The organism is Bacillus paranthracis (genome assembly GCF_024296885.1).
Lineage (GTDB): Bacteria > Bacillota > Bacilli > Bacillales > Bacillaceae_G > Bacillus_A > Bacillus_A paranthracis.
In genome coordinates this window covers 3,174,959-3,195,766 of the sequence record NZ_CP101135.1, presented here as the reverse complement: position 1 = coordinate 3,195,766, position 20,808 = coordinate 3,174,959, and the positions used below count along the sequence as shown (strand labels likewise).

The 20,808-nt window shown below is 33.3% G+C and carries 22 protein-coding genes and 1 pseudogene; 16 read left to right on the top strand and 7 right to left on the bottom strand.

Features of this window, described 5'->3' with window-relative positions; translation table 11 throughout:
- Positions 1-4: 4 nt before the first annotated feature.
- Both NLJ82_RS16410 and NLJ82_RS16405 read left to right on the top strand, forming a co-directional pair.
- Positions 5-94: pseudogene (locus NLJ82_RS16410) on the top strand (GNAT family acetyltransferase); the annotation flags it as partial.
- A 99-nt stretch (positions 95-193) separates the two neighbouring features.
- Positions 194-421, top strand: coding sequence for a coiled-coil domain-containing protein (locus tag NLJ82_RS16405; RefSeq protein WP_001047304.1), 228 nt, complete (start codon positions 194-196; stop codon positions 419-421).
- A gap of 149 nt (positions 422-570) precedes the next feature.
- Here the strand turns inward: NLJ82_RS16405 and NLJ82_RS16400 are convergent, their stop codons facing one another.
- Entirely contained in the window at positions 571-1,896 is a 1,326-nt protein-coding gene (locus NLJ82_RS16400; RefSeq protein ID WP_000438026.1) for an ArsB/NhaD family transporter, read from the bottom strand.
- Between the two features lie 720 nt (positions 1,897-2,616).
- Between NLJ82_RS16400 and NLJ82_RS16395 the strand changes: the two genes are divergently transcribed.
- The 4 genes from NLJ82_RS16395 to NLJ82_RS16380 all read left to right on the top strand — a co-directional run bounded on the left by NLJ82_RS16395 (position 2,617) and on the right by NLJ82_RS16380 (position 5,468).
- Entirely contained in the window at positions 2,617-2,967 is a 351-nt protein-coding gene (locus NLJ82_RS16395) for a YojF family protein (RefSeq protein WP_000407038.1), read from the top strand.
- 15 nt (positions 2,968-2,982) lie between these two features.
- The gene (gene bshB2, locus NLJ82_RS16390; protein ID WP_000439479.1) at positions 2,983-3,645 is read left to right on the top strand and encodes a bacillithiol biosynthesis deacetylase BshB2; all 663 of its coding nucleotides are present in this window, start codon (positions 2,983-2,985) and stop codon (positions 3,643-3,645) included.
- Positions 3,646-4,644: 999 nt separating this feature from the next.
- Complete coding sequence (locus NLJ82_RS16385; protein WP_000865011.1) at positions 4,645-4,923, top strand: hypothetical protein; 279 nt, start codon at positions 4,645-4,647, stop codon at positions 4,921-4,923.
- Between the two features lie 320 nt (positions 4,924-5,243).
- On the top strand, positions 5,244-5,468 hold the full coding sequence (locus NLJ82_RS16380; RefSeq protein WP_000390460.1) for a hemolysin XhlA family protein: 225 nt from the start codon (positions 5,244-5,246) through the stop codon (positions 5,466-5,468).
- Positions 5,469-5,511: 43 nt separating this feature from the next.
- On the opposite strand, the gene NLJ82_RS16375 is transcribed toward NLJ82_RS16380, so the two are convergent.
- The gene (locus NLJ82_RS16375) at positions 5,512-6,078 is read right to left on the bottom strand and encodes a DUF5823 family protein (RefSeq protein WP_000570016.1); all 567 of its coding nucleotides are present in this window, start codon (positions 6,076-6,078) and stop codon (positions 5,512-5,514) included.
- Between the two features lie 366 nt (positions 6,079-6,444).
- Between NLJ82_RS16375 and NLJ82_RS16370 the strand changes: the two genes are divergently transcribed.
- The 5 genes from NLJ82_RS16370 to NLJ82_RS16350 all read left to right on the top strand — a co-directional run bounded on the left by NLJ82_RS16370 (position 6,445) and on the right by NLJ82_RS16350 (position 11,164).
- On the top strand, positions 6,445-7,644 hold the full coding sequence (locus NLJ82_RS16370; protein WP_000757986.1) for a multidrug effflux MFS transporter: 1,200 nt from the start codon (positions 6,445-6,447) through the stop codon (positions 7,642-7,644).
- A gap of 244 nt (positions 7,645-7,888) precedes the next feature.
- Entirely contained in the window at positions 7,889-8,356 is a 468-nt protein-coding gene (locus NLJ82_RS16365; RefSeq protein WP_000005772.1) for a hypothetical protein, read from the top strand.
- Between the two features lie 9 nt (positions 8,357-8,365).
- Positions 8,366-9,472: a DUF456 domain-containing protein gene (locus NLJ82_RS16360; RefSeq protein ID WP_000844526.1), complete on the top strand. Its 1,107-nt coding sequence runs from the start codon at positions 8,366-8,368 to the stop codon at positions 9,470-9,472.
- Positions 9,473-9,605: 133 nt separating this feature from the next.
- Positions 9,606-10,154, top strand: a complete 549-nt coding sequence (locus NLJ82_RS16355) for a hypothetical protein (protein WP_012644511.1) — start codon at positions 9,606-9,608, stop codon at positions 10,152-10,154.
- A 62-nt stretch (positions 10,155-10,216) separates the two neighbouring features.
- A complete protein-coding gene (locus tag NLJ82_RS16350; RefSeq protein ID WP_001180594.1) occupies positions 10,217-11,164 on the top strand; it encodes a GNAT family N-acetyltransferase in 948 nt (315 codons plus the stop codon).
- Between the two features lie 123 nt (positions 11,165-11,287).
- Here NLJ82_RS16350 and NLJ82_RS16345 read toward each other — a convergent pair whose 3' ends face one another.
- Positions 11,288-11,764, bottom strand: a complete 477-nt coding sequence (locus NLJ82_RS16345) for a DUF8426 domain-containing protein (RefSeq protein WP_000392605.1) — start codon at positions 11,762-11,764, stop codon at positions 11,288-11,290.
- Positions 11,765-12,864: 1,100 nt separating this feature from the next.
- Here NLJ82_RS16345 and NLJ82_RS16340 point away from each other — a divergent pair.
- Positions 12,865-14,256 carry an amino acid permease gene (locus tag NLJ82_RS16340; protein ID WP_001284414.1) on the top strand — a complete coding sequence of 464 codons (1,392 nt, stop codon included), beginning with the start codon at positions 12,865-12,867 and terminating at the stop codon, positions 14,254-14,256.
- A 48-nt stretch (positions 14,257-14,304) separates the two neighbouring features.
- Here NLJ82_RS16340 and NLJ82_RS16335 read toward each other — a convergent pair whose 3' ends face one another.
- Positions 14,305-15,324: a zinc-binding alcohol dehydrogenase family protein gene (locus tag NLJ82_RS16335; protein ID WP_000643775.1), complete on the bottom strand. Its 1,020-nt coding sequence runs from the start codon at positions 15,322-15,324 to the stop codon at positions 14,305-14,307.
- A gap of 187 nt (positions 15,325-15,511) precedes the next feature.
- Between NLJ82_RS16335 and aiiA the strand changes: the two genes are divergently transcribed.
- On the top strand, positions 15,512-16,264 hold the full coding sequence (aiiA, locus tag NLJ82_RS16330; protein WP_000216588.1) for a quorum-quenching N-acyl homoserine lactonase AiiA: 753 nt from the start codon (positions 15,512-15,514) through the stop codon (positions 16,262-16,264).
- Positions 16,265-16,304: 40 nt separating this feature from the next.
- Here the strand turns inward: aiiA and NLJ82_RS16325 are convergent, their stop codons facing one another.
- From NLJ82_RS16325 to NLJ82_RS16315, 3 genes are all read right to left on the bottom strand, one after another.
- Positions 16,305-16,799, bottom strand: coding sequence for a hypothetical protein (locus NLJ82_RS16325; RefSeq protein ID WP_033674952.1), 495 nt, complete (start codon positions 16,797-16,799; stop codon positions 16,305-16,307).
- A gap of 89 nt (positions 16,800-16,888) precedes the next feature.
- The gene (locus NLJ82_RS16320; protein WP_000965819.1) at positions 16,889-17,353 is read right to left on the bottom strand and encodes a DMT family transporter; all 465 of its coding nucleotides are present in this window, start codon (positions 17,351-17,353) and stop codon (positions 16,889-16,891) included.
- A gap of 13 nt (positions 17,354-17,366) precedes the next feature.
- Positions 17,367-17,813, bottom strand: a complete 447-nt coding sequence (locus tag NLJ82_RS16315) for a DMT family transporter (protein ID WP_041185184.1) — start codon at positions 17,811-17,813, stop codon at positions 17,367-17,369.
- A 109-nt stretch (positions 17,814-17,922) separates the two neighbouring features.
- On the opposite strand from NLJ82_RS16315, the gene yeiL reads away from it, so the two are divergent.
- The 3 genes from yeiL (at position 17,923) to NLJ82_RS16300 (ending at position 20,551) form a co-directional block, all read left to right on the top strand.
- Positions 17,923-18,615, top strand: coding sequence for a transcriptional regulator YeiL (gene yeiL, locus NLJ82_RS16310; protein WP_012644508.1), 693 nt, complete (start codon positions 17,923-17,925; stop codon positions 18,613-18,615).
- 21 nt (positions 18,616-18,636) lie between these two features.
- Positions 18,637-19,368 carry a metallophosphoesterase family protein gene (locus NLJ82_RS16305; protein WP_000684261.1) on the top strand — a complete coding sequence of 244 codons (732 nt, stop codon included), beginning with the start codon at positions 18,637-18,639 and terminating at the stop codon, positions 19,366-19,368.
- Positions 19,369-19,507: 139 nt separating this feature from the next.
- On the top strand, positions 19,508-20,551 hold the full coding sequence (locus NLJ82_RS16300; RefSeq protein ID WP_000653889.1) for a flavin-containing monooxygenase: 1,044 nt from the start codon (positions 19,508-19,510) through the stop codon (positions 20,549-20,551).
- Positions 20,552-20,808: the final 257 nt, after the last annotated feature.

The window sequence follows — 20,808 nt, the reverse complement described above, 5'->3', positions numbered from 1 at the left end:
AGCTATTAGAGAAGCAGTGCAAAGAGATGGGAAGTGTTTTGATCGCATGATTATGGGGATATTGCGGGATGAATGGATAGAGCTACAAGGTTAGAAAGTATATTCGAAATTATATATGTAGTATGCAGGAGATATAATGAGAATTGGCGAAAATTTACAGTGTACGGATTGAATTTATAAGGAGTCATGCAAAATGAATTTAGAAAAAGCAAAACCAGTAAATGAAGAGGTCGCTGAATTAAAGGAGTTAATTAAAGAATTGCACGGAAGTGTACATCAACTTCAAAGCGAAGTGCAGCAACTAAGGCACGAAAGACCGGTTGTTGAAGTGAGAAAAGGTGTTCAATTATCGCCAACAATCGTTGGACAAATTGGTGGTATGATTTTAGGTGGGTTAGCAATTATAGGTATATTTTGGTGATGAAAAAAGGTATGCAGTTTAGTGCTACATACCTTTTTCGTTGTCGTTATTTGTCGGTAAGTCGATATTGTCTGTCGAATCGTCGATATACTTAGAAAATCGTTGATATATTTTAAAAATCGTCGATATAATTTCATGCAATACAACTTTTACATTAAATAACGTAAATATATATAAGCATGTGATAATAGTAATGCAATGATTGTTAACGGTAAACCAATTTTTAAGAAGTCCATATAAGAGAAAGCATGTCCTTCACGTTTAGCAATACCAGCAACGACTACGTTTGCGGATGCTCCGATTAATGTTCCGTTTCCTCCTAAGCAAGCTCCAAGTGATAAAGCCCACCATAATACTTCGATTTGCGGGGAATCGACAGATAGTCCGAGTCCTGTAGCTAAATCTTGAATAAGCGGGATCATTGTTGCGACAAATGGGATATTGTCAATGGTCGCAGATGCGATACCTGATACCCATAAAATAAGTATAGCGGCGAAACCGATATCGCCATTTGTGACGCCGATTACTTCTTTTGCGAGTGAAGAAATAAGTCCGATATCAATTAACCCGCCAACGAGAACGAATAGTCCAGTGAAGAAGAAAATAGTTACCCATTCAACGTGGGCAAATACATCTTCAATATCATGTTCTTTCACGCCGATTAGCATAAGAAGTGTAGCGCCTGTCATCGCGACAACCGCAGCGTCTACATGAATAACAGAATGAAGGATAAACCCTAAAATAGTTAGTCCCAAAATCGTGATCGATTTTAAAAGGAGGCTTTGATCTTTAATATAATCTTTCTCGTTTAATACCATAAGTTTTTCGATTTGCTCAGTTGTTGTTTTTAGTTTATTGCGATACATAAAGTAAATAATGCCAAGTGTCACGATAGAAATAATAATTACAATAGGAGCTAAGTTAAGTAAAAAGGCATTGAAGTCTAAATGCTTATTTGCTGATCCGATCATAATATTAGGTGGATCACCGATTAATGTTGCTGTTCCGCCTATATTTGAAAATAATACTTCTGAAATCAAATAAGGAACAGGATTAACTTTTAAAATACGTGTAATGGATAGCGTAACAGGTACGATTAATAATACGGTTGTTACGTTGTCCAAAAATGCTGATCCGACAGCAGTTAATAGGGATAGCAATAATAAAATACGGATTGGTTTTCCGCCAGCTGCTTTTGCCGCTTTAATGGCAACAAATTCAAAAACGCCTGATTGACTCGTAATATGTACGAGAATCATCATCCCAATTAAAAGGGTAATCGTTTCCCATTGAATATGAGATGTGAAAGCAGTATGTAATTCAACAACTCCAAAAATAATCATAATAGCAGCACCGAATAGTGCAATTACAGCACGATTCAATTTCTCAGAAATAATAAATCCGTACGTGACTAAAAATACGGCAATTGCAAAATAATATTGCCAATTTGCTACTTCATGTGCTGATTGTTCCAATCATGTCACCTTCTTTAAAGTATGTATTTAATTGTCAAAATGTATCTCGCTGTATTCATACGGGATAAAATATATTGTAGCAAATTCAAAAAAGAAAGAAAACTATTTAACAAAGTGAAGGAAAAAATGATGATTTTACAGATTTTCCGAATAGGAAAGCCCACTACGGTGCGATAGTACCCCCTTTAGGGGTGGATGATAGTGAGGTCAAATGCGATGTACAGATAAAATACCGAAAGTATGTTCTGTACATCAAGTATTTGAAATGGTATAATTTTCATAACAGACAAGTAAAAGTCTCTAAAACAATCTTGTTCTCTGAAAACAGAATACATATGAGGTTGGAGTAACAAATTCTTCTACTCCGTAAAATGTATTGAGTCGTCAAGTACAAGACGCTAAAACACATTTGAGAACTCACAATCTGACTCGTTTGGTAATAGAACGAGTGCCGTATCTGCTAGATGCACTGGATACAGAGTGGTGATGGCACACCGCAATCTTGCACGTCAGCGATACTAGAAATAGACGTCGCCTTTGGTAGCAAGAATCCCATTGACGTTAGTCAGCTTGCGGCTTTAGCCGTGGGAGTGTCAAATATGATATAAAAAAATGAAGAAACACAGTGCAAATTATTAGGAAAAGTGGGCGTTGTCCTCTAATATAGAGATAGCAATTTACATTATTTTTGCGTAAAATGGTTTAAAGAGGTGAATTCCGATGGAAATAGTAAAAGATAGTTCTCTTATTCAAAATGAAATTGAACGTTTTGTAAATAAAGATGTATATATTCATTTAGAAACGACGAATGGAGCGTACGCGTCACACTTTAATGAAAAGATGATGACAGTTGGAGCATTCATTCGAAATGCAATTATTCGCTTTGAGCGCGGGAAAATAACTGGAACAAACCCATACCGAGTTGGTTTAAAGATGGATCACGGCTGGGTATATGCTGAAGGTATTACGCACTGGGAAGTAGACGATAAAGATCGTTTATTACTAGCAGGGCATGATAATCAAGGTCGTTTAGCAGTAGCGCTTGAGTTAAGCTTAACGCCATTTAAGTAAGAAGGAGGGAAACTTATGGAGAGACATGTACTTGTTGTATTTCCGCATCCAGATGATGAAGCATTTGCTGCGGGAGGAACAATTCGCTTATTAACAGATCGAGGAGTACCTGTAACGTATGCGTGTGGTACTTTAGGACAAATGGGACGTAACATGGGGAAAAACGTGTTCGCTAACCGTGAAACGATTCCAAATATCCGTAAAAAAGAATTGAAAGATGCATGTGAAGCGATGGGGATTCAAGACTTAAGAATGCTTGGTTTCCATGATAAAACGTTAGAATTTGAAGATGTTGATTTCGTAGCAGATAAAATTGAAGCGATCATTCAAGAAGTAAATCCATCTCGAATTATTACATTTTATCCAGAGCACGGCGTACATCCAGATCATGATGCATTTGGCCGCGCTGTAGTTCGCGCTGTATCACGTATGTCAAAAGAAGAACGTCCAGTTATTCATGCGGTTGCGATTACGAAAAATCGCGAAGCTGTACTAGGTGAGCCGGATGTTGTAAATAATATTAGTGAAGTATTCGAGCATAAATTAGCTGCACTAGGTGCGCACCGTTCGCAAACAGAAGCGATGCTTGAAGAAACGCATGTAAAAATCAAAAATCAAGATGCAGCAACATTAAAATGGCTGCAACTTGAACAATTTTGGACTTATAAATGGGAGTAGACTAGAAGGGAACCTTCTAGTAGCTCTTACATAGAAAAAGCGCCGTCACTTGTGACGGTGCTTTTTTGTGCTATTAACAATATTAGCATCATCCCTTTCTAAAGATAGGACAGCTTTAGCTACTTTCTTACTAGAATGAGGATGTTATAAGAAAGTTTGTTGCTTTTATCATTATTTGGAATCTGTATTATTACATAAAGTTCAAGTGGAGAAGAGAGTATACTTTTTGTATGGTGTAATAAAGATATAGCCCGCCTACAGAAATAGGCAGGCTATTTTTTATAAAGAAAAGACAACTTAAGGCTAGAGCCCTTGTTAAGAAATAGGGTGAAAACAAGATTTTTTAACGAGAGATAAGGTCGTTCAACAGATAAAGATATCGTATTTGAAACATGTGATTATTCGTGGGTTAAGTTATATTTTTGATAAAAAATCTTTAAAAAGCATTACAATTCCTAGAAGAGATAAGACTTCAATCGAAAACCAAAATACACTTTTTTGAGGTTTTTTAAATTCCATTATTATGGAGAAAAATAAAAAGATAGCAATGAGAAAAAAAATTAAGAGACGAAGTATATCAAACATCAATAGCACTCCTAATAGTTAATTTGTTTCACTATATAGTTATTTCCAATATTCCAGAATTTAAGAAGCGACTAATTAATATTAAAGCAAAAAGTTCTCAGAATTCATGAATTAAAAATGAAAAAATTTGAGCCACTGAAAACAGGGGGATTATATATTAATTAGTTTAGCGATTGAAAGAGTAATTTTTTAATCTTGTAAATGTCTGGTTAGTTCAACTAAACAATTAGTGGGGGATAGATACCCCTCTTAATGATTAGAATTTCACTTTTTTTGTTTTCTTTTTTATATAAAGCCTTAGAACTGGAATTTAGTAATGGTTTATAAGAAACATATATTTTGAATTGTTTAATAGAATAATATATATTTATATAGATTTAATGATTTTAGTTTGCTAAAAATGGGGAAATCGATATGAAGGTTAAATTTGCTGTAATAAAAGATGAAAACTTTGACTGTAGTTTATTAAAAACAAAATTACTGAAAACTTTTAAAGAAGTAGATTGTGAAGCAGATATTGTAAAGGTTGAGGATGGAATTTTTGAAAACAATGATATACAAACACATCTATCAGAAATAACCATTCATGTTACTGGAAAAAATATTGGGTATAGGTCTGTTTCCGCCAGTATATTTATTGTTCTAGAGAGTTTATCAATGGAACTATTTCGTATTACTATTAGTATACATTAAGCAGCTAACAAAGTAGACTCTTCATAAAATCATACTGACTATATCGAGTTAGTAAACATGAAAATGGTGATGAAAACAATAGAAATTATCTTAGGTGCTCTCGTATGCTGGAGAGCACCTTGTTTGCTGTTACATAAACAAGGGATTCCTTTTCTATATTTAATTTATCCTAACGCTAATTTTAATATAGAAGAATGGAAACATAATTAGATTGTGCAAATAATTTGGTGCGCACATATATGGAATGTATTCACCGGTAAGAGGGTTGTCTCATAATATATATAGATTTTTCTATTAAGATGAACAGAGGGTGTGAATATATGGAAGATGTTTATGCTAAAATTGACAGTCTCAAGGCCGACCAAAAAGAAATTATGAGAGACATTCGTGCTTTAGAAACGCGTACTACTATTAATGAGAAAGACATAGCAACAATCAATAAGCAATTAGAAAAAATAAGTACAAACACAACTTGGATTTTGCGAATTATTATTAGTACGATAATAATGTCAGTTTTAGGATTGATATTAAAAGGGATGATTTAAAAGAAAGAGGGGAGCTCCCTCTTTCTTTTATATAAATGAGAAACTATACATTTTCCGTTTCTTTTTCATCTGCATACTTATCCTCTAAGGAAATTAATAGAGGGATGGATACAGTTACTAGAATGATTAAAGTAGTTATAAAAGATTTAGAAAGAGAAAATGAACCTTCAATTAAAGGTGATAAAAACTTGAACGAAAGTATACTTGTTAGTAAGGAAATTACTAAGAAGCTAAAAAGAGATATATTTTTATTCTTTATAGATGTCTCTATAAAGTCTTTAACGCAGGTTATTAAGACAAATATAGTTAATATGATAAGAGAAACAAAATAATGTGTTACATTCGTCATACTAATAGTAGGGTCGTCTATTATGTAAGCAAGTAACTTAGATACTAACATGCCTCCAAACAATAAAATAATAAAAGCGAGTAATCCTTCCAATATATAAGTGCTGAAATTATCTTTCTTGTTAAAAAGCTTATAGTTCAGAGTAGATTGGGTTATTTGAATTAGGAATAGGCTAATAATCCATACATAATATACAATTGGTAATTCTCCTGAGAATAGAGAAATTAGGAAGTTTAATAGTGTCCTTAAAATTTCAATCATTACGAAAGTCCTCCTGTTTGTAAGCTTGGCGAAATTAGAAATATGCTAGTCTATCGTTTAATAATTAAATCTATTGATTCAAACTATTTCTAATTATTCCATAAAAAGGTTGTTGATTCAAGGCATCTCTTTAATAAATCTGCCAAGGCCGAATAATAGAAAAAGAAACGCAATATGTAATATAATTGAAAAAGTGTATTTAAAAAATCAATGTTAATATTACCCTCCTATAAGTATTAACATACGTAATTGAGGTGTTTTCTTTGTTGTTTTATGAGCGAATTTCTATCATGGCCCCTCCTGTTCCGTAGCTAAGGAAAGTCTTTTTATTTCTGAGATTTTCAAAGTTATAGGAGGGTATGAAAAATGAAAAAAGTCTCAGTACCATCACTTTTGTTAATGATTATTCTTGTCGCATTTCCGCAAATTAGTGAAACGATCTACACACCGTCTTTACCGGACATTTCAAAGGCGTTACATGTAAGTAATAATGAGGTACAGTTAACGCTTAGTGTGTATTTTGCTGGATTTGCTTTAGGTGTATTTTTTATTGGATGGTTATCAGATATAATTGGCCGTCGCCCGGCGATGTTATTTGGAATTGTCGTATATGGCGTTGGGAGTTTCTTATGCTTTATTGCAAATTCCATTGAAGTTTTATTGGTAAGTCGTTTTATTCAAGCGTTTGGAGCAAGTGCAGGATCAGTTGTGACACAAACGATTCTACGTGAAAGTGTAGAAGGGCAAAAACGCCATGTTATGTTTGCTCAAATTTCGGCAGTTATTGCTTTTACACCGGCGATAGGACCGTTAATTGGTGGTTTTCTTGATCAAATGTTTGGATTTAAAATCGTATTTTTAAGTTTAGTAGTAATGAGCGTCGGGATTTTTCTGTATACGTTTGTTTCTCTTCCCGAAACAAAGACGGACTCAGTAACGAATAAAATAAATGTGTTTTCAGTATTGAAGAGGTTAATTACAAATCCGAAAGTAGTAACATACGGGTTATTAATTGGAGGAGCAAATGGTGTTTTATTTAGCTATTATGCAGAAGCGCCATTTATCTTTATTGAATACTTTCAGTTATCGCCTAGTATGTATGGATTTTTAGGAATTGTTGTTGCTTCTGCTTCTATTATTGGAGCGAAAGTTTCAAAACGATTGCTTGCTACGTATAAACCAGAGAAAATTATATATATCGGTTGTCTCGTAATGACAGGAGGAGCTATCCTTTTGTCTGTTATTACGTTTGTTGGATCAAATCCAAACATAATATATATGATTGGATTTTTAGTAGCGATGTTTATATTGCTATTAGGAATTGGGATAGCGCTACCTAACTGTTTAAGTTTAGCATTAGTAGATTTTCAAGATGTTATTGGTACAGCCGGAGCATTGTTTAGCTTAGGGTACTATGTAATTGTAACAATGACAATTTGGGGAATGAGTCAGCTGCATACGGGCTCGTTACTAGTGATGCCACTTTATTTTCTGGCTATAGTAGTTATCATGATGGTGTTTACTAAAGTGTTTATTTTAGGTAAACAAACTTCAAAAACGATTTGAAAATAAAATGGGGACAAATCGTTATTTTGTGTAAAGGTATTAACCCTTAAGTATAAAGATAAAAATGCTCTCTCAAATTTTTTTTGGAGAGCATTTTTGTTTTAGCACATCTAAAATAGTTTTTTCATTCAAATAGATTCCTAAGTTTAACATTTTTTGGGTAATGTAGTTGTGATGAGGATATTCTTTTATTATAATTACTTATATATTAGAATTTATATATATTAGAAGGAGCGAACGTTTTTTGAGTGAAGTATCTAAAGAAATTAAAATAGCCGAGAAATTAAAATTTTGGGAAGAGCAAGATCAAATAAATAAAGAATTAATACCGAGAGTTGTAAAAAACCATGAAATGATTACAGACTTGGCAGCTCAATTTGATAAAAATTTAATATCTATGTCTTTGTTACAAGAAAACATAGATGAAAATAATGAGGGAATTGATAGTTTACATGAGAAGTTAAAAAACGAATCATCTAAACGGATGGAACAAATAAGTAAATTAACTGCTAAAATAGAAGAACAAGATATACATATTAGTGAAATGAAAAGTATGTTGATGAATCAAGAGGAAGAGATTAGAGAAGTAAAAAAAGTTCTGGAAAAAGTGAATAAAAGTTTAGGAGTTACAGGGAATAATAAAGGGAATGTAGCTGTCAATATAGGTGTTTTAATTGCAATAATACTATCTATTATTGCAATTACTCTATGAGGTGTACGTATGAAATCTTATCAAATGTTGGAGTCATTAAAAAAGATACCGAAATCAGCATCCACATCAAGTGATTTATCAAAAGAAGAGATGTTTTCTCATTTAGAAACACTAAAAGATAGGGATGTTGTGCTACAAGCAGGCATATATTCATCAATAATAGGTTATCAAATACTTGAAACAAGAAATGTTCCAGATGAGTTGTTTGCTGCATATGCTTCCCAGTATCCACAACTTTCTAATAGTGGTGTATCCCTTTATGAAAAATATGTAGAAGTATATGAAAAGGGAGAAGGTTCTATTTCTGGTTTGGTAAATGGGGTCAAGGGTAAGCAGTTTGAATATTATGTTCAAGATTTATTACCAGATAGATATCCAAATTATGAATTTAGTATTGCTGAAAGTGCAAATCAACCTATATGGGATATAAAAGGGATAAATCAAGAAAATGGGGAAGAGATGCTAATTCAAGTAAAGATGATGGCTCCTGATCAAGCGAATCATTTATCTAATGTTATGCAAGCTAATCCAGATGTTTATTATGCTACTAGTTCAGAAATACGAGAAAAAATTCTTGCTGCAAAACCGGAATTACAGGAACAATTTATTCCAATCGATATCTCAAGTTATGAATTTACACAAGATGTACAAGATGGATTGGAAACATTGAGGGAAAACTTAGGAATTGATTTACCAGATGAAGTTTTTGCATTAGCACCATATTCAACAGAAATAGTTTTAGGGATAAGACTACTCTTTGATTTAGCCTCGGTGAATAGAGATTTTAAACAAGTACAAGCTACTGACAAAGCACGTCTAGGAGCAGTGAAAGCTTTAATTCTGTTTTCAAGGTTTGGCATCAATACAATTTTAGGTGTTGTGGGATCATCACTAGGTACAATAGCAATACCTGGTATCGGTACAGTGATAGGTGTAGTAGCTGGGGTATATGTAGGGAGTAAATTAAATAGAAAAATTGCACCATACTCACTGAAAATTGCATACACATTAGTGGGACTTAATGAAGAAGATGTATTCTACTTTAAAAATATGGAAAGGGTACATGATTTGGCACTTGAGTATAGAAAAAATAGTTTGCTTTTACAACAACCGTAAGTTTATTTATAAAAGAGTCTCATTTTTTAATGAGACTCTTTTATATTTTATGAAAATAGTTATAGGTATGAATATGTAATTAATGTTAAAATATAGAAAAGTTGTATGGTTATAGTTTTTGGAGGGTGAAAATATGTTAATAAATCTAATATGCACGCTACTAATCATTTCCGGACTTACAATAGTTATACGAAAAACTTTCATTGTAAATCACTATCTTTGTAATTTGGTGGCATTCTTTTGTGCTTATATGACAACATCTTCCTATGTATTAGAGCAACTTTCATTGACAAAAACTATATTGATACTATGTTTGTTGTTTATAACTTTTATTCTTGTATACTCACATTTCGATATTAGAGGGCTAGCTTTTAACGATTACACAGTATTTAATCTACATTCTAGCCGAGTGAATACATTGATGACAGAAGGGTTAACTGAAGCGAATATAGAATTTACTGTGGAGAAAAATAATATATATTTACCAGGATCTCCTGTTAAAATTCGAATATTGAATAGACCATTACATACAACTAATATTTTATTTAGAAAATGCCCAGATGATATAAAGATAAAAATGAAAGATATTATTAAGGAAAAGGTAAAAGCTGAAGAGAAAAGTTTTCCGTTTTCTGGTGTATTGTTGATTGTATTAGGTGGATTAATATTTTTCATAAAATAGTAGTATTATGAAATGTTTTTGCAATAAGATTTGAATTTTTAATTAATAATGAGGTGAATTGTATGCAGAACTTAGTAACCGGTCTAAACGTTAAAGCAACTTCACAAGAAGATTTACTACAAATTTTCAATTTATGTAAGATTTATGATCAAGCTATTTATGGCGAAATTGATACAACGGTAGAGGATATAACTAATTCATGGAAAGGTATTGATGTTAGTAAAAGTTCTTATGTTGTTATGAATGGAGAAGAAATAATCGGATACGGAATTTTGACAGGGAATGAAGGGCAGTTTCCATCTGCTGTACTTATTGATCCTAATTATATGAATCAAGGTATTGAACATGTAATATGGTCAAAGCTTGAAGGTCGTGCTACAGAGCTTGTAGGTAATGCATCATGTCTACAGGGGACGATTATAACACAAGCAAATAATTCCTATGAGGAAAAATTATTAGGGGAAGCTGGGTTTATTCCAACTCGTATTTGGTGGGGAATGGGGATTGAATTAAAGAAAGATATTCCATCACCAATATGGCAAAATAGTGTTACAGTGCGACATTACATACTTGGTGTAGATGATGAGAGTTTACATCAAGCTTTTAATGAAGCCTTCGTAGACCACTGGAATTCGAAACCTTCTACGTTAGAGGAGTTTTTACAGCGTACAAAAAGAGAGGGGTTTCATCCTACATTATGGTCACTGGCGATGATAGAGGATGAAGTAGTTGGTTTTGTCTTTAGTAAAAAGGGTGCTGACAATAAAGCAGAAATTACTCACTTAGGTGTAAGGCGTTCTAAGAGGAAACAAGGATTGGGATTAGCGCTGTTACATCATGCATTCGGTCAACTATACGAAGAAGGAATTTCAAAGGTCCATCTAAATGTAGATTCTGAAAATATTACAGGTGCACCTCGCGTATATGAAGCAGCTGGAATGGAAGTACAGAGTAAATTTGTTCGTTTTGATAAGGAAATTTTGTTGAGAAATAAAGAAGAAGTCCAGTAATGAATCGCTGGACTTCTTTGCTTTCATTCGGCGTTAGCTACGCTATGAATTTCTAGATTAATAATTAGATGTGATGTGACAAAAGAAATATCTTAATTCAATAGTGCGATTTATAAGTTGTTATTACTTACATTCAATTTTCCCATTCAGTATTTCGATAGCTTTTTCACGTAAAGGGTTTTCTTCATTTAATCGTTGTAATCTAATAGGAGCACCTCCACGTTGAACAATTAGAGGTTCTTTTGGAACTTTCCAAGAAACCCTTCTGCAGTGCTGTACATTCCACTTATTAGGCGTTATAGAGCTGAATATAGACTCATACCTATAGGGACCCTCTACTACTCCAACAGCTTGAATTTCCCAAGTTTTTTTATGCGAGTCTTTAATGTGTTTCATGACCAATACATCACCGATTTGTATCTCTTCTGCAAACTTTTGTATGAGATGTCCATCTGAATATTCTTCATAAGTTTTTTTATTATCAAAGAAGTCCCCAAATTGACCAGGTCCTAATAAGGCTACGTTTAATTCTGTGAAAATTTTTGGCAGATCTATCGAACCATCTCCAGCAGCTATTTGCCAATATTCTCTCTCTTCCATATATATTCCCCCTTTTAAATAATTCTTCTACAACATATCCGTTAGTATGAACAAACATTTTACTTTATAAAGTGATATATGCATCACTGTTATGTGTTTTATTATAATATTTAAAATAAATAATGTGAACTGTGGAAATAATAATCTAGGTCAATTTAAAGTGGATAACTTTAAGTGGAAAATCGTATTTTAATAGGTAACATAAGAGGGATAATAAATTGTAATTCTATACAAAAAGGGTGATTAACATAAATGAATTGTACTTTAAATTAAGGCGTTTTTTGAATGGTAAGGTTTATAATAAATGTATATGCAGCGATCATACATTATTTTAAAATGTGACTATTGGACAAGAAAAAATACTATGGGCTTATTGAGAGAGTAATAGATGAAAAATAGGAATTTTCAGACGTGAAAATTGAATTGTTAAGCGGAGAAGAACTTATTGGACGTGTAATATTAGATAATTTTATTGATATATTAATTCCCCTCTATCCATGTATGAACAGAGTGTTTAAAGAATAAAAAAATTGAAAATACTGAATAATCTTATTCGCCATAAATATTGAAGTATATGGGTTCTAAAACTGGAGGAAGATATCCTTTCCTCAGTTATATATATTGTAATAATATTCATATTAGAATCAAATTGAATAGATGTATTTTATTGTTAATTTATTTAAAAATTAATGAGGCTTATGTATAATAATTTATCCCGCTTTAACGGGCAGTAAGACTCCCACCTTAAAATTCGGATGGTCAAAGAAGCTAGGTGGCAGATCAACTGCTCATAAAATTCCGATTGGTTCAACTAATAATTAGTGGGATACCCCTCCACTGATTAAAGTTTCACTTTATTGAAAAAATAATTGAATTTTTCAGATTAATGAATTAATATAAGGTAAGTAATTTTAAGATTTATAGAAAATTGGAAGATGAAAGGTTTTGAGAATTTTATTAGGAGCACAAAACGATTTTAGGATAGCTTTAAAGCTAGTGTAAAATGACGTTTGCTTCATCATTTTCAGGGCCGAAAGGAATTAGGGGAAAGCATCTTGTTTTAAAATGCGGCTATGAATCATCTAAGAGGGGGAAGTGAAGTGGCAAACAAAGAATTGAAAAGAGGTTTAGAAGCACGTCATATTCAAATGATTGCTTTAGGCGGAACAATTGGTGTTGGTTTGTTTATGGGTTCAGCCAGCACGATTAAATGGACAGGTCCGTCAGTTATGCTTGCGTATGCAATTGCAGGTATTTTTATCTTCTTCATCATGCGTGCCATGGGAGAAATGTTGTATATGGAGCCAAGTACAGGATCATTTGCAACGTTCGGTCATAAGTATATTCACCCGTTAGCTGGTTACATGACAGCGTGGAGTAACTGGTTCCAGTGGGTTATCGTTGGGATGTCAGAGATTATCGCGGTGGGGGCGTATATGCAATATTGGTTCCCGGATTTACCAGCTTGGATACCAGGTGTAATCGCAATGGTTATTCTTGGCGCAGCTAACTTAATTTCTGTTAAGTCATTTGGTGAATTTGAATTTTGGTTTGCGATGATTAAAATCGTTACAATTCTATTAATGATTATTGCGGGATTTGGACTTATTTTCTTTGGAATTGGTAACGGTGGAGAAGCGATTGGCATATCGAATCTTTGGTCAAATGGTGGTTTCTTTACAGGTGGTTTTTCTGGATTCTTCTTTGCATTATCACTTGTAGTAGGAGCGTATCAAGGTGTAGAATTAATCGGTATTACTGCTGGTGAAGCGAAGGATCCGAAGAAGACACTTACAAGAGCGATTCAAAGTACAATTTGGCGTATTTTAATTTTCTACATCGGTGCGATTTTCGTTATTGTAACTGTGTATCCGTGGGATCAATTAAGTACAATTGGAAGTCCATTCGTAGCAACTTTTGCGAAAGTTGGTATTACGGCTGCTGCGGGATTAATTAACTTTGTTGTTATTACAGCAGCAATGTCTGGTTGTAATAGTGGTATTTATAGTGCTGGTCGTATGCTATATACGTTAGGTGTACATGGACAAGCACCGAAATATTTCACGAAACTTTCTGGAAATGGTGTACCTTTATTCGGTACAGTTGGCGTAATTATCGGTTTAGCGGTCGGTGTAGTTCTAAGTTATATTGCACCAAAAAACTTATTCGTATATGTATATAGTGCGAGTGTACTTCCTGGTATGGTACCATGGTTTGTCATTTTAATTAGCCAAATTAATTTTAGAAAAGAAAAGGGAGCAGAGATGAAAGATCATCCGTTCAAAATGCCGTTTGCTCCTGTTACAAACTATTTAACAATTGCCTTTTTAATTATGGTATTAATCGGAATGTGGTTTAACGATGATACGCGCATTTCATTAGTTGTAGGTATTATTTTCTTAGCTATCGTTACAATTAGTTTCTATGCTTTCGGAATAGGAAAGCGAACTCCGTTAGACGTTCAAAATGATCAAGAGATTTCAAGTAAATAAAGATAGTAAAAAGTCCGATTTCTCATTTGGAAATCGGACTTTTTGTTATTAAAACTTTTCTAAAACGATCTTCCCAATTGTACTTCCGCTTTCAAGTAGTGCATGTGCTTTCTTTGCGTTTTCAGCGTTAATTGGTGTGAATGTTTCATTTAAAGTAGTCTTTAAAATACCTTCATCTAGTAGTTCGCTTACTTTATTTAATAGTTCGTGTTGCGTAATCATATCGCCAGTTTCATACATCGCTTTTGTAAACATAAACTCCCAAACGAGTGTAGCACTTTTGCTTTTTAAAATACCCATCTCAAGAGGGTGCTCATTTTCTACGATAGAGCAAATTTTTCCTTGTGGTTTAATGAGGTCACATATTGCTTGCCAATGTTGATCTGTATTGTTTAAGCAGAAAATATAATCTACATCTTTTAGCCCGAACTCTAATATTTGATCTTGTAAAGGTTGGTGATGGTTAATGATATAATCGGCACCGAATTTTTCAACCCAGTGTATCGTTTCATTGCGGGATGCAGTTGTGATAACATTTAGTCCGGCCCATTTCGCAAGTTGAATGGCAATTGAACCTACACCACCAGCACCGCCTATAATTAAAATGTTTTTAAAGGAGTTCGTATCTTTCTTATTATAATCAATACCTAAACGTTCGAATAAACCTTCCCAAGCTGTAATAGCTGTTAACGGAAGTGCTGCAGATTCAGCATCACTTAACGTTTTTGGTTTTTTACCAACGATTCTTTCATCAACGAGGTGGTATTCACTATATGTACCTTGTCTCGTAATGCTTCCAGCGTAAAACACTTCATCGCCTTCTTTAAATAACGTACAACTTTCGCCAGTTTGTACAACAACACCACTCGCATCCCAGCCAAGTATTTTCGCTACTTCTTCTTTTTTATCTTTCGGAGAGCGAACTTTTGTATCAACTGGATTAACGGAAATAGCGTTAATTTTAACGAGTATATCTCTTCCTGTAGCAACAGGTCTTTCAACTTCCATATCAATTAAACTGTTTTCTTCTTCAATAGGTAAGTATTCATGTAAACCAATTGCTTTCATTTGTATTCCCTCCATTAAAGTAAGAATCCTTTACTTCTATATTATAGATGGTGAAATACTGCTATGTAAAAAAATACCCTCTTTTTTATGTAAGCTGTACTGATAGTCTAGAAGGAGTTTATTTCTAAAAAGAAGAATTTTTTACTGTATTACTTTATCCCAAACTAAATGTAAAGGTGGATACATAATGACAGTAAAGAAGCTTTATTTCATCCCAGCAGGTCGTTGTATGTTAGATCATTCTTCTGTTAATAGTACACTCGCGCCGGGGAATTTATTGAACTTACCTGTATGGTGTTATCTTTTTGAGACAGAAGAGGGGCCTATTTTAGTAGATACAGGTATGCCAGAAAGTGCAGTTAATAATGAAGGGCTTTTTAACGGTACATTTGTTGAAGGACAGATTATACCGAAAATGACTGAAGAAGATAGAATCGAGAATATATTAAAACGTGTAGGGTATGAGCCGGACGACCTTTTATATATTATTAGTTCTCACTTACATTTTGATCATGCAGGAGGAAACGGTGCTTTTACAAATACACCGATTATTGTGCAACGAACGGAATATGAGGCAGCACTTCATAGAGAAGAATATATGAAAGAATGTATATTACCGCATTTGAACTACAAAATCATTGAAGGGGATTATGAAGTGGTACCAGGTGTTCGGTTATTGTATACGCCAGGCCATTCTCCAGGCCATCAGTCGCTATTAATTGAGACAGAAAAATCGGGTCCTGTACTATTAACGATTGATGCATCTTATACGAAAGAAAATTTTGAAGATGAAGTGCCGTTTGCGGGATTTGATTCGGAATTAGCTTTATCTTCAATTAAACGTTTAAAAGAAGTTGTGGCGAAAGAGAAACCAATTATTTTCTTTGGTCATGATATAGAGCAGGAAAAGGGTTGTAAAGTGTTCCCGGAATATATATAGTGCAAAAAGTCATGAGCTTACGTGCTCATGACTTTTTCGTTTAAATAATTTTTTTGAATAAGTTATAAACCTTTTTTGAGCTATCTTCATTTAATTGATAGTACTTGAGGTTTACATCATCAGGAGTATCTTGCTGAGCAATCATCACTTCGTTACTGTGATGATCAACTACCCATATGAAATATTTTTTATAAGTTCCATCCTCAAAAGTAATCCACATATCACAATCTATTAAATCTGATCCTTCTTCATCTAATGTTAATTTTCCTTTTTTTGCGGTATCCATACTATTAATAAACGTTTTTAATTCATCTGTTTTTGTGAGGAAGATATCCTTTTTTGTTTTAATGGATTCGACATGTATATCTTTTATTTCCTGTTTTCCTAAGAAGACAGGGGGCTCATTTGGATCCCTTTGCGTTGAAATAATAGTAGCTTTTTTCTTTGGCTTATTTGCTGTATACAAATCTTGAATAGATTTTCCAGAGTTTACAAACCATATGATCCCGCAAATAATCAATGTGCTACAAAGCAGTAAAATAATTTTCTTAATAGAATATTCTCCTCTCTATTACTTCGTATGAAGAGCTTTTCTATTAATATATGATAGGTAAGCATAAAGTATTATAGTTGAACGTGGTTATGTTTCACTGTTTTTATTGGGCGATCAACGAGTAAATTGTAAGTAAGCCCAATTAATACGAAAACACCTCCGATAATCTTTCCAGTTGAGAGTTCATTTGTTAGGAAGAAATCAATGATAGTTCCTGCAAATAATTGTCCGATAAAGATGAGTAACGTTAAATAAAATGCTGATATTTTAGGAGTAATATAGTTCGATAATGAAATAACGATAACGCCTACTAATCCGCCTAAATATACAGCGATAGGAATGGACTGTAACGTATGCATTGGAATGTAAAATGAATCTGAACTGAACATTAAAAATAACATAGAGAAAAATAAGCCAGTAATATAATTAAAAAACGTGCCTTCCCAATTGCCAATTTTCTTTGCTAAATTCGCGTTAATAATTCTAGCAACAACGATAGAAACACCAGCTAAAATAGCGATTGTAATATATAACATTTTCTTGCCTCCATTAATAAATTGTCATGATTATAATTCCAGAAGAGATGAAACATAATCCAATTAGTTTTTTCTTTTCAAACTTTGCAACTTTCATTCCTAATAAACCGAAATGATCAATAACGATGGAAGCAATGGATTGACCGAGTAAACTTAATGCGATCGTAATAGAGGCACCAAGGACGGAGAAGCTTATATTGTTAAAAAGAACAGTGAATACTCCAATCGCTCCAGCGCTATATAAAAAAAGTGAAATACTTTTATCAAAATGGATTTTATGTTTGTTTATAATTAAAACGAAAATAACTGCAATTAAACCGACAAGGTGAATGACGATACTTGCTGTATACTTGCCGATTAACTCAGATAAAATCCCATTCAATGGGAGCATAACGGCGATGAGCACACCAATAAAGACAGAAAGAAAGTTATACAATGTAATATCCCCTTTGTATTTCATATTTGTAATGACTGTATCATGCTGAAATTGTGTATTACTATGACATATGTCATAGTGGAAGGAGAAAATTTTGATTACAATGGGGAGTAGTTGCAAAGGCGGGGGAACTATGAAGAAAATATGTAATTCTATTAAATTAGCAGAGTATATGAAACAAAATAATATTGACTCATTTTTTAGTAATGATATGAAACCATATATGGAACTTATATTTTTTAAGAAGAATGAGTTTATTTGTAGAGAAAATGAAGAGATAGATTATTTATTTTTCTTCGTTGAAGGAAAAGCGAAAGCGTTTAATACATTAAGTAACGGGAAATCTGTATTATTATGCTTTTATGATAGCTTGCAGCTGTTAGGAGATGTGGAGTTAATTCATTCTCAAAAGACAACTTCAAACGTACAAGTGATGGCAGATTCATATTGTGTTGGTTTGCCTTTAGGGAAAGTGAGAAATCAACTATTTCATGATGCGAAATTTTTACGATGTATTTGCGGATCGTTAGCGCATAAGTTAAATCGGCTTTCAAAAAATAGTACAATTAATTTACTATATCCTCTTGAAAATAGACTTGCGAGTTACATGTTAGCAGCAGGAGAACGGGCAGTACAGCACGGAAATAGAATTGTATTTAGTGGGAATTTAACGGAAACAGCGGAATTGTTAGGAACGAGCTATCGGCATTTGTTGCGCACATTAAATGTTTTTTGTGATAAAGAGATTATAAAGAAAAACAATGGATGCTTTGAAGTAGTGAATGTGGATGTTTTGAGAGAATTGGCGGCAGATGTTTATAAATAATATAGTAAAGTGGGGATTTAGATGAAAATAGCAATCATTTCAGATGTTCACGGAAATAGTCACGCTTTACAAGCAGTATTAAAAGATATTGCACGTCGTAAGGCCGAAATGATAATAAATTTAGGGGATAGCGTGTATGGGCCATTAGATCCTTTAGGAACCATTGAAATATTAATGAAGAACGAGATGGTACATATTAAGGGAAACTGTGATCGCATGCTTTGGGAACCTATACAAGAGCAGTCGGCTACACTAACTTTTGTCCAAAATCAATTAACAAAAAATCATATAGATTGGTTACAACAACATCCGTCACAATTTATTATAGAAGATATGTTATGTTGTCATGGTACGCCAATTTCAGATGAAGTGTATTTGTTAGAAGAGATGAATGAAAATGGTGCGATATTAAAGAATGAAAAAAATATAATGGATCAACTCCAAAATATTGAGCAAAAAATAATAGTATGCGGTCATACGCACATTCCTAGAGTTGTATATTTAGCAAACGAAAAAATCGTTATAAATCCGGGGAGTGTAGGACTTCCAGCATACAAAGATGAGTTACCTGTTATGCATAAAATGGAATCAGGAACTCCGCATGCAAAATATGTAGTGATAGAAGAGGTTTTGGGAGAATGGATAATTGAACAAATTTCAGTTCCGTATAATTGGGAAGAAGCTGCTCGGTTAGCTACTCAACATGAAAGGCATGATTGGGCACAGGCGATAAAGACTGGGAAGATAGAATGAAGGGGAGCTTACTTTATGGTAAACTGCTCTTTTTTATTTTGAGTACATATTGAATTATATAAAAATAAAATGTTATGATTATGGAAACGTATGAATATATGAACAAGTATTCATATATTTGAGAAAAGGAGGGATTAGAATGAAAGACCTAATTATTATTGGAGCGGGTCAAGCTGGATTAACAATGGGATATTACTTGAAACAAGAAGGGTATAATTTTTTATTACTTGAGGCAGGAAACCGAGTTGGTGATTCATGGAGAAATCGATATGATTCTTTACAGCTTTTTACTCCGCGGTCTTACAGTAGTTTACCAGGTATGGCGTTAATAGATGAAAAAAATGAATTTCCATATAAAGATGAAATTGCAACGTATTTAGAAGAATATGCAAGACATTTTCAATTACCGATCCAATTGCAAACTAAAGTTTTTAAAATAAAGAAAGAAAGAGATATATTTGAATTACATACCCCTACAGAAATTTTACAAACGAAAAAAGTTATTATCGCAACAGGTGGTTTTCAGCAACCGTTTATTCCCTCAGTTTCAGCAAATCTATCATCACATGTTTTTCAAATACATTCATCACAATATAAATCACCATCACAAATTCCTAAGGAGAAAGTACTCGTAGTAGGTGGCGGGAATTCAGGAATGCAAATTGCAGTAGAACTGGCAAAAACTCATGAAGTTACACTGTCTATTAGTCATCCTTTAACGTATTTACCGTTACATCTTTTTAGAAAAAGTATTTTCAATTGGTTAGAAAAATTGGGTTTATTGTACGCCGAAGTAAATACAAAGAGGGGGAAATGGTTTCAAAAGAGAAAGGATCCCATTTTTGGATTTGAAGGTAAGGAACTCATTCGTAATGGATCAATACAACTACAAGAAAAAGTAGTAAGTGCATCAGAAAATAACATTATGTTTCAGAACGGTGAAACATATAGTGCAGAAAGCATTATATGGTCAACAGGCTTTATTCAGAACTATAACTGGATTGAAATAGAAAAGGCAGTGGATGAGAATGGATTGCCTAATCATGTAAAAGGAATAAGTCCAGTAAGAGGATTATATTATATCGGCTTGCCATGGCAGTCTCAAAGAGGTTCTGCACTTATTTGTGGTGTAGGAAAGGATGCGGCGTATTTACTTTCTGAAATCAAAAAAATAGATCAGTAGCAGCGACTACTGATCATCCATATGTACATGAATTAGGAGAGGTCAAACATTTATTGACTTTATTATAATTGATTTTCATAAGAATAAAAACTGAAAATTCTAATTTCGTGTTGAGAAAGTTTTTTGTATCGAAATATATAAAAGAATAGGGGTTTTTTAGTAAAAAGCAAAATGATATTTATATTTTAATAAATTGTGATATAGTTTATAAAGAATAGATTACATAAAATGTTATTTTATTACATATAAAGTAAGGG

What these genes read in the sequence shown, in the direction of transcription:
- NLJ82_RS16405 (WP_001047304.1), top strand. Translation starts at nt 194, where the DNA reads ATGAATTTAGAAAAAGCAAAACCAGTAAATGAAGAGGTCGCTGAATTA.
- NLJ82_RS16395 (WP_000407038.1), top strand. Translation starts at nt 2,617, where the DNA reads ATGGAAATAGTAAAAGATAGTTCTCTTATTCAAAATGAAATTGAACGT.
- bshB2 (WP_000439479.1), top strand. Translation starts at nt 2,983, where the DNA reads ATGGAGAGACATGTACTTGTTGTATTTCCGCATCCAGATGATGAAGCA.
- NLJ82_RS16385 (WP_000865011.1), top strand. Translation starts at nt 4,645, where the DNA reads ATGAAGGTTAAATTTGCTGTAATAAAAGATGAAAACTTTGACTGTAGT.
- NLJ82_RS16380 (WP_000390460.1), top strand. Translation starts at nt 5,244, where the DNA reads ATGGAAGATGTTTATGCTAAAATTGACAGTCTCAAGGCCGACCAAAAA.
- NLJ82_RS16375 (WP_000570016.1), bottom strand. Translation starts at nt 6,078, where the DNA reads ATGATTGAAATTTTAAGGACACTATTAAACTTCCTAATTTCTCTATTC.
- NLJ82_RS16370 (WP_000757986.1), top strand. Translation starts at nt 6,445, where the DNA reads ATGAAAAAAGTCTCAGTACCATCACTTTTGTTAATGATTATTCTTGTC.
- NLJ82_RS16360 (WP_000844526.1), top strand. Translation starts at nt 8,366, where the DNA reads ATGAAATCTTATCAAATGTTGGAGTCATTAAAAAAGATACCGAAATCA.
- NLJ82_RS16355 (WP_012644511.1), top strand. Translation starts at nt 9,606, where the DNA reads ATGTTAATAAATCTAATATGCACGCTACTAATCATTTCCGGACTTACA.
- NLJ82_RS16350 (WP_001180594.1), top strand. Translation starts at nt 10,217, where the DNA reads ATGCAGAACTTAGTAACCGGTCTAAACGTTAAAGCAACTTCACAAGAA.
- NLJ82_RS16345 (WP_000392605.1), bottom strand. Translation starts at nt 11,764, where the DNA reads ATGGAAGAGAGAGAATATTGGCAAATAGCTGCTGGAGATGGTTCGATA.
- NLJ82_RS16335 (WP_000643775.1), bottom strand. Translation starts at nt 15,324, where the DNA reads ATGAAAGCAATTGGTTTACATGAATACTTACCTATTGAAGAAGAAAAC.
- aiiA (WP_000216588.1), top strand. Translation starts at nt 15,512, where the DNA reads ATGACAGTAAAGAAGCTTTATTTCATCCCAGCAGGTCGTTGTATGTTA.
- NLJ82_RS16320 (WP_000965819.1), bottom strand. Translation starts at nt 17,353, where the DNA reads ATGTTATATATTACAATCGCTATTTTAGCTGGTGTTTCTATCGTTGTT.
- NLJ82_RS16315 (WP_041185184.1), bottom strand. Translation starts at nt 17,813, where the DNA reads ATGAAATACAAAGGGGATATTACATTGTATAACTTTCTTTCTGTCTTT.
- yeiL (WP_012644508.1), top strand. Translation starts at nt 17,923, where the DNA reads ATGAAGAAAATATGTAATTCTATTAAATTAGCAGAGTATATGAAACAA.
- NLJ82_RS16305 (WP_000684261.1), top strand. Translation starts at nt 18,637, where the DNA reads ATGAAAATAGCAATCATTTCAGATGTTCACGGAAATAGTCACGCTTTA.
- NLJ82_RS16300 (WP_000653889.1), top strand. Translation starts at nt 19,508, where the DNA reads ATGAAAGACCTAATTATTATTGGAGCGGGTCAAGCTGGATTAACAATG.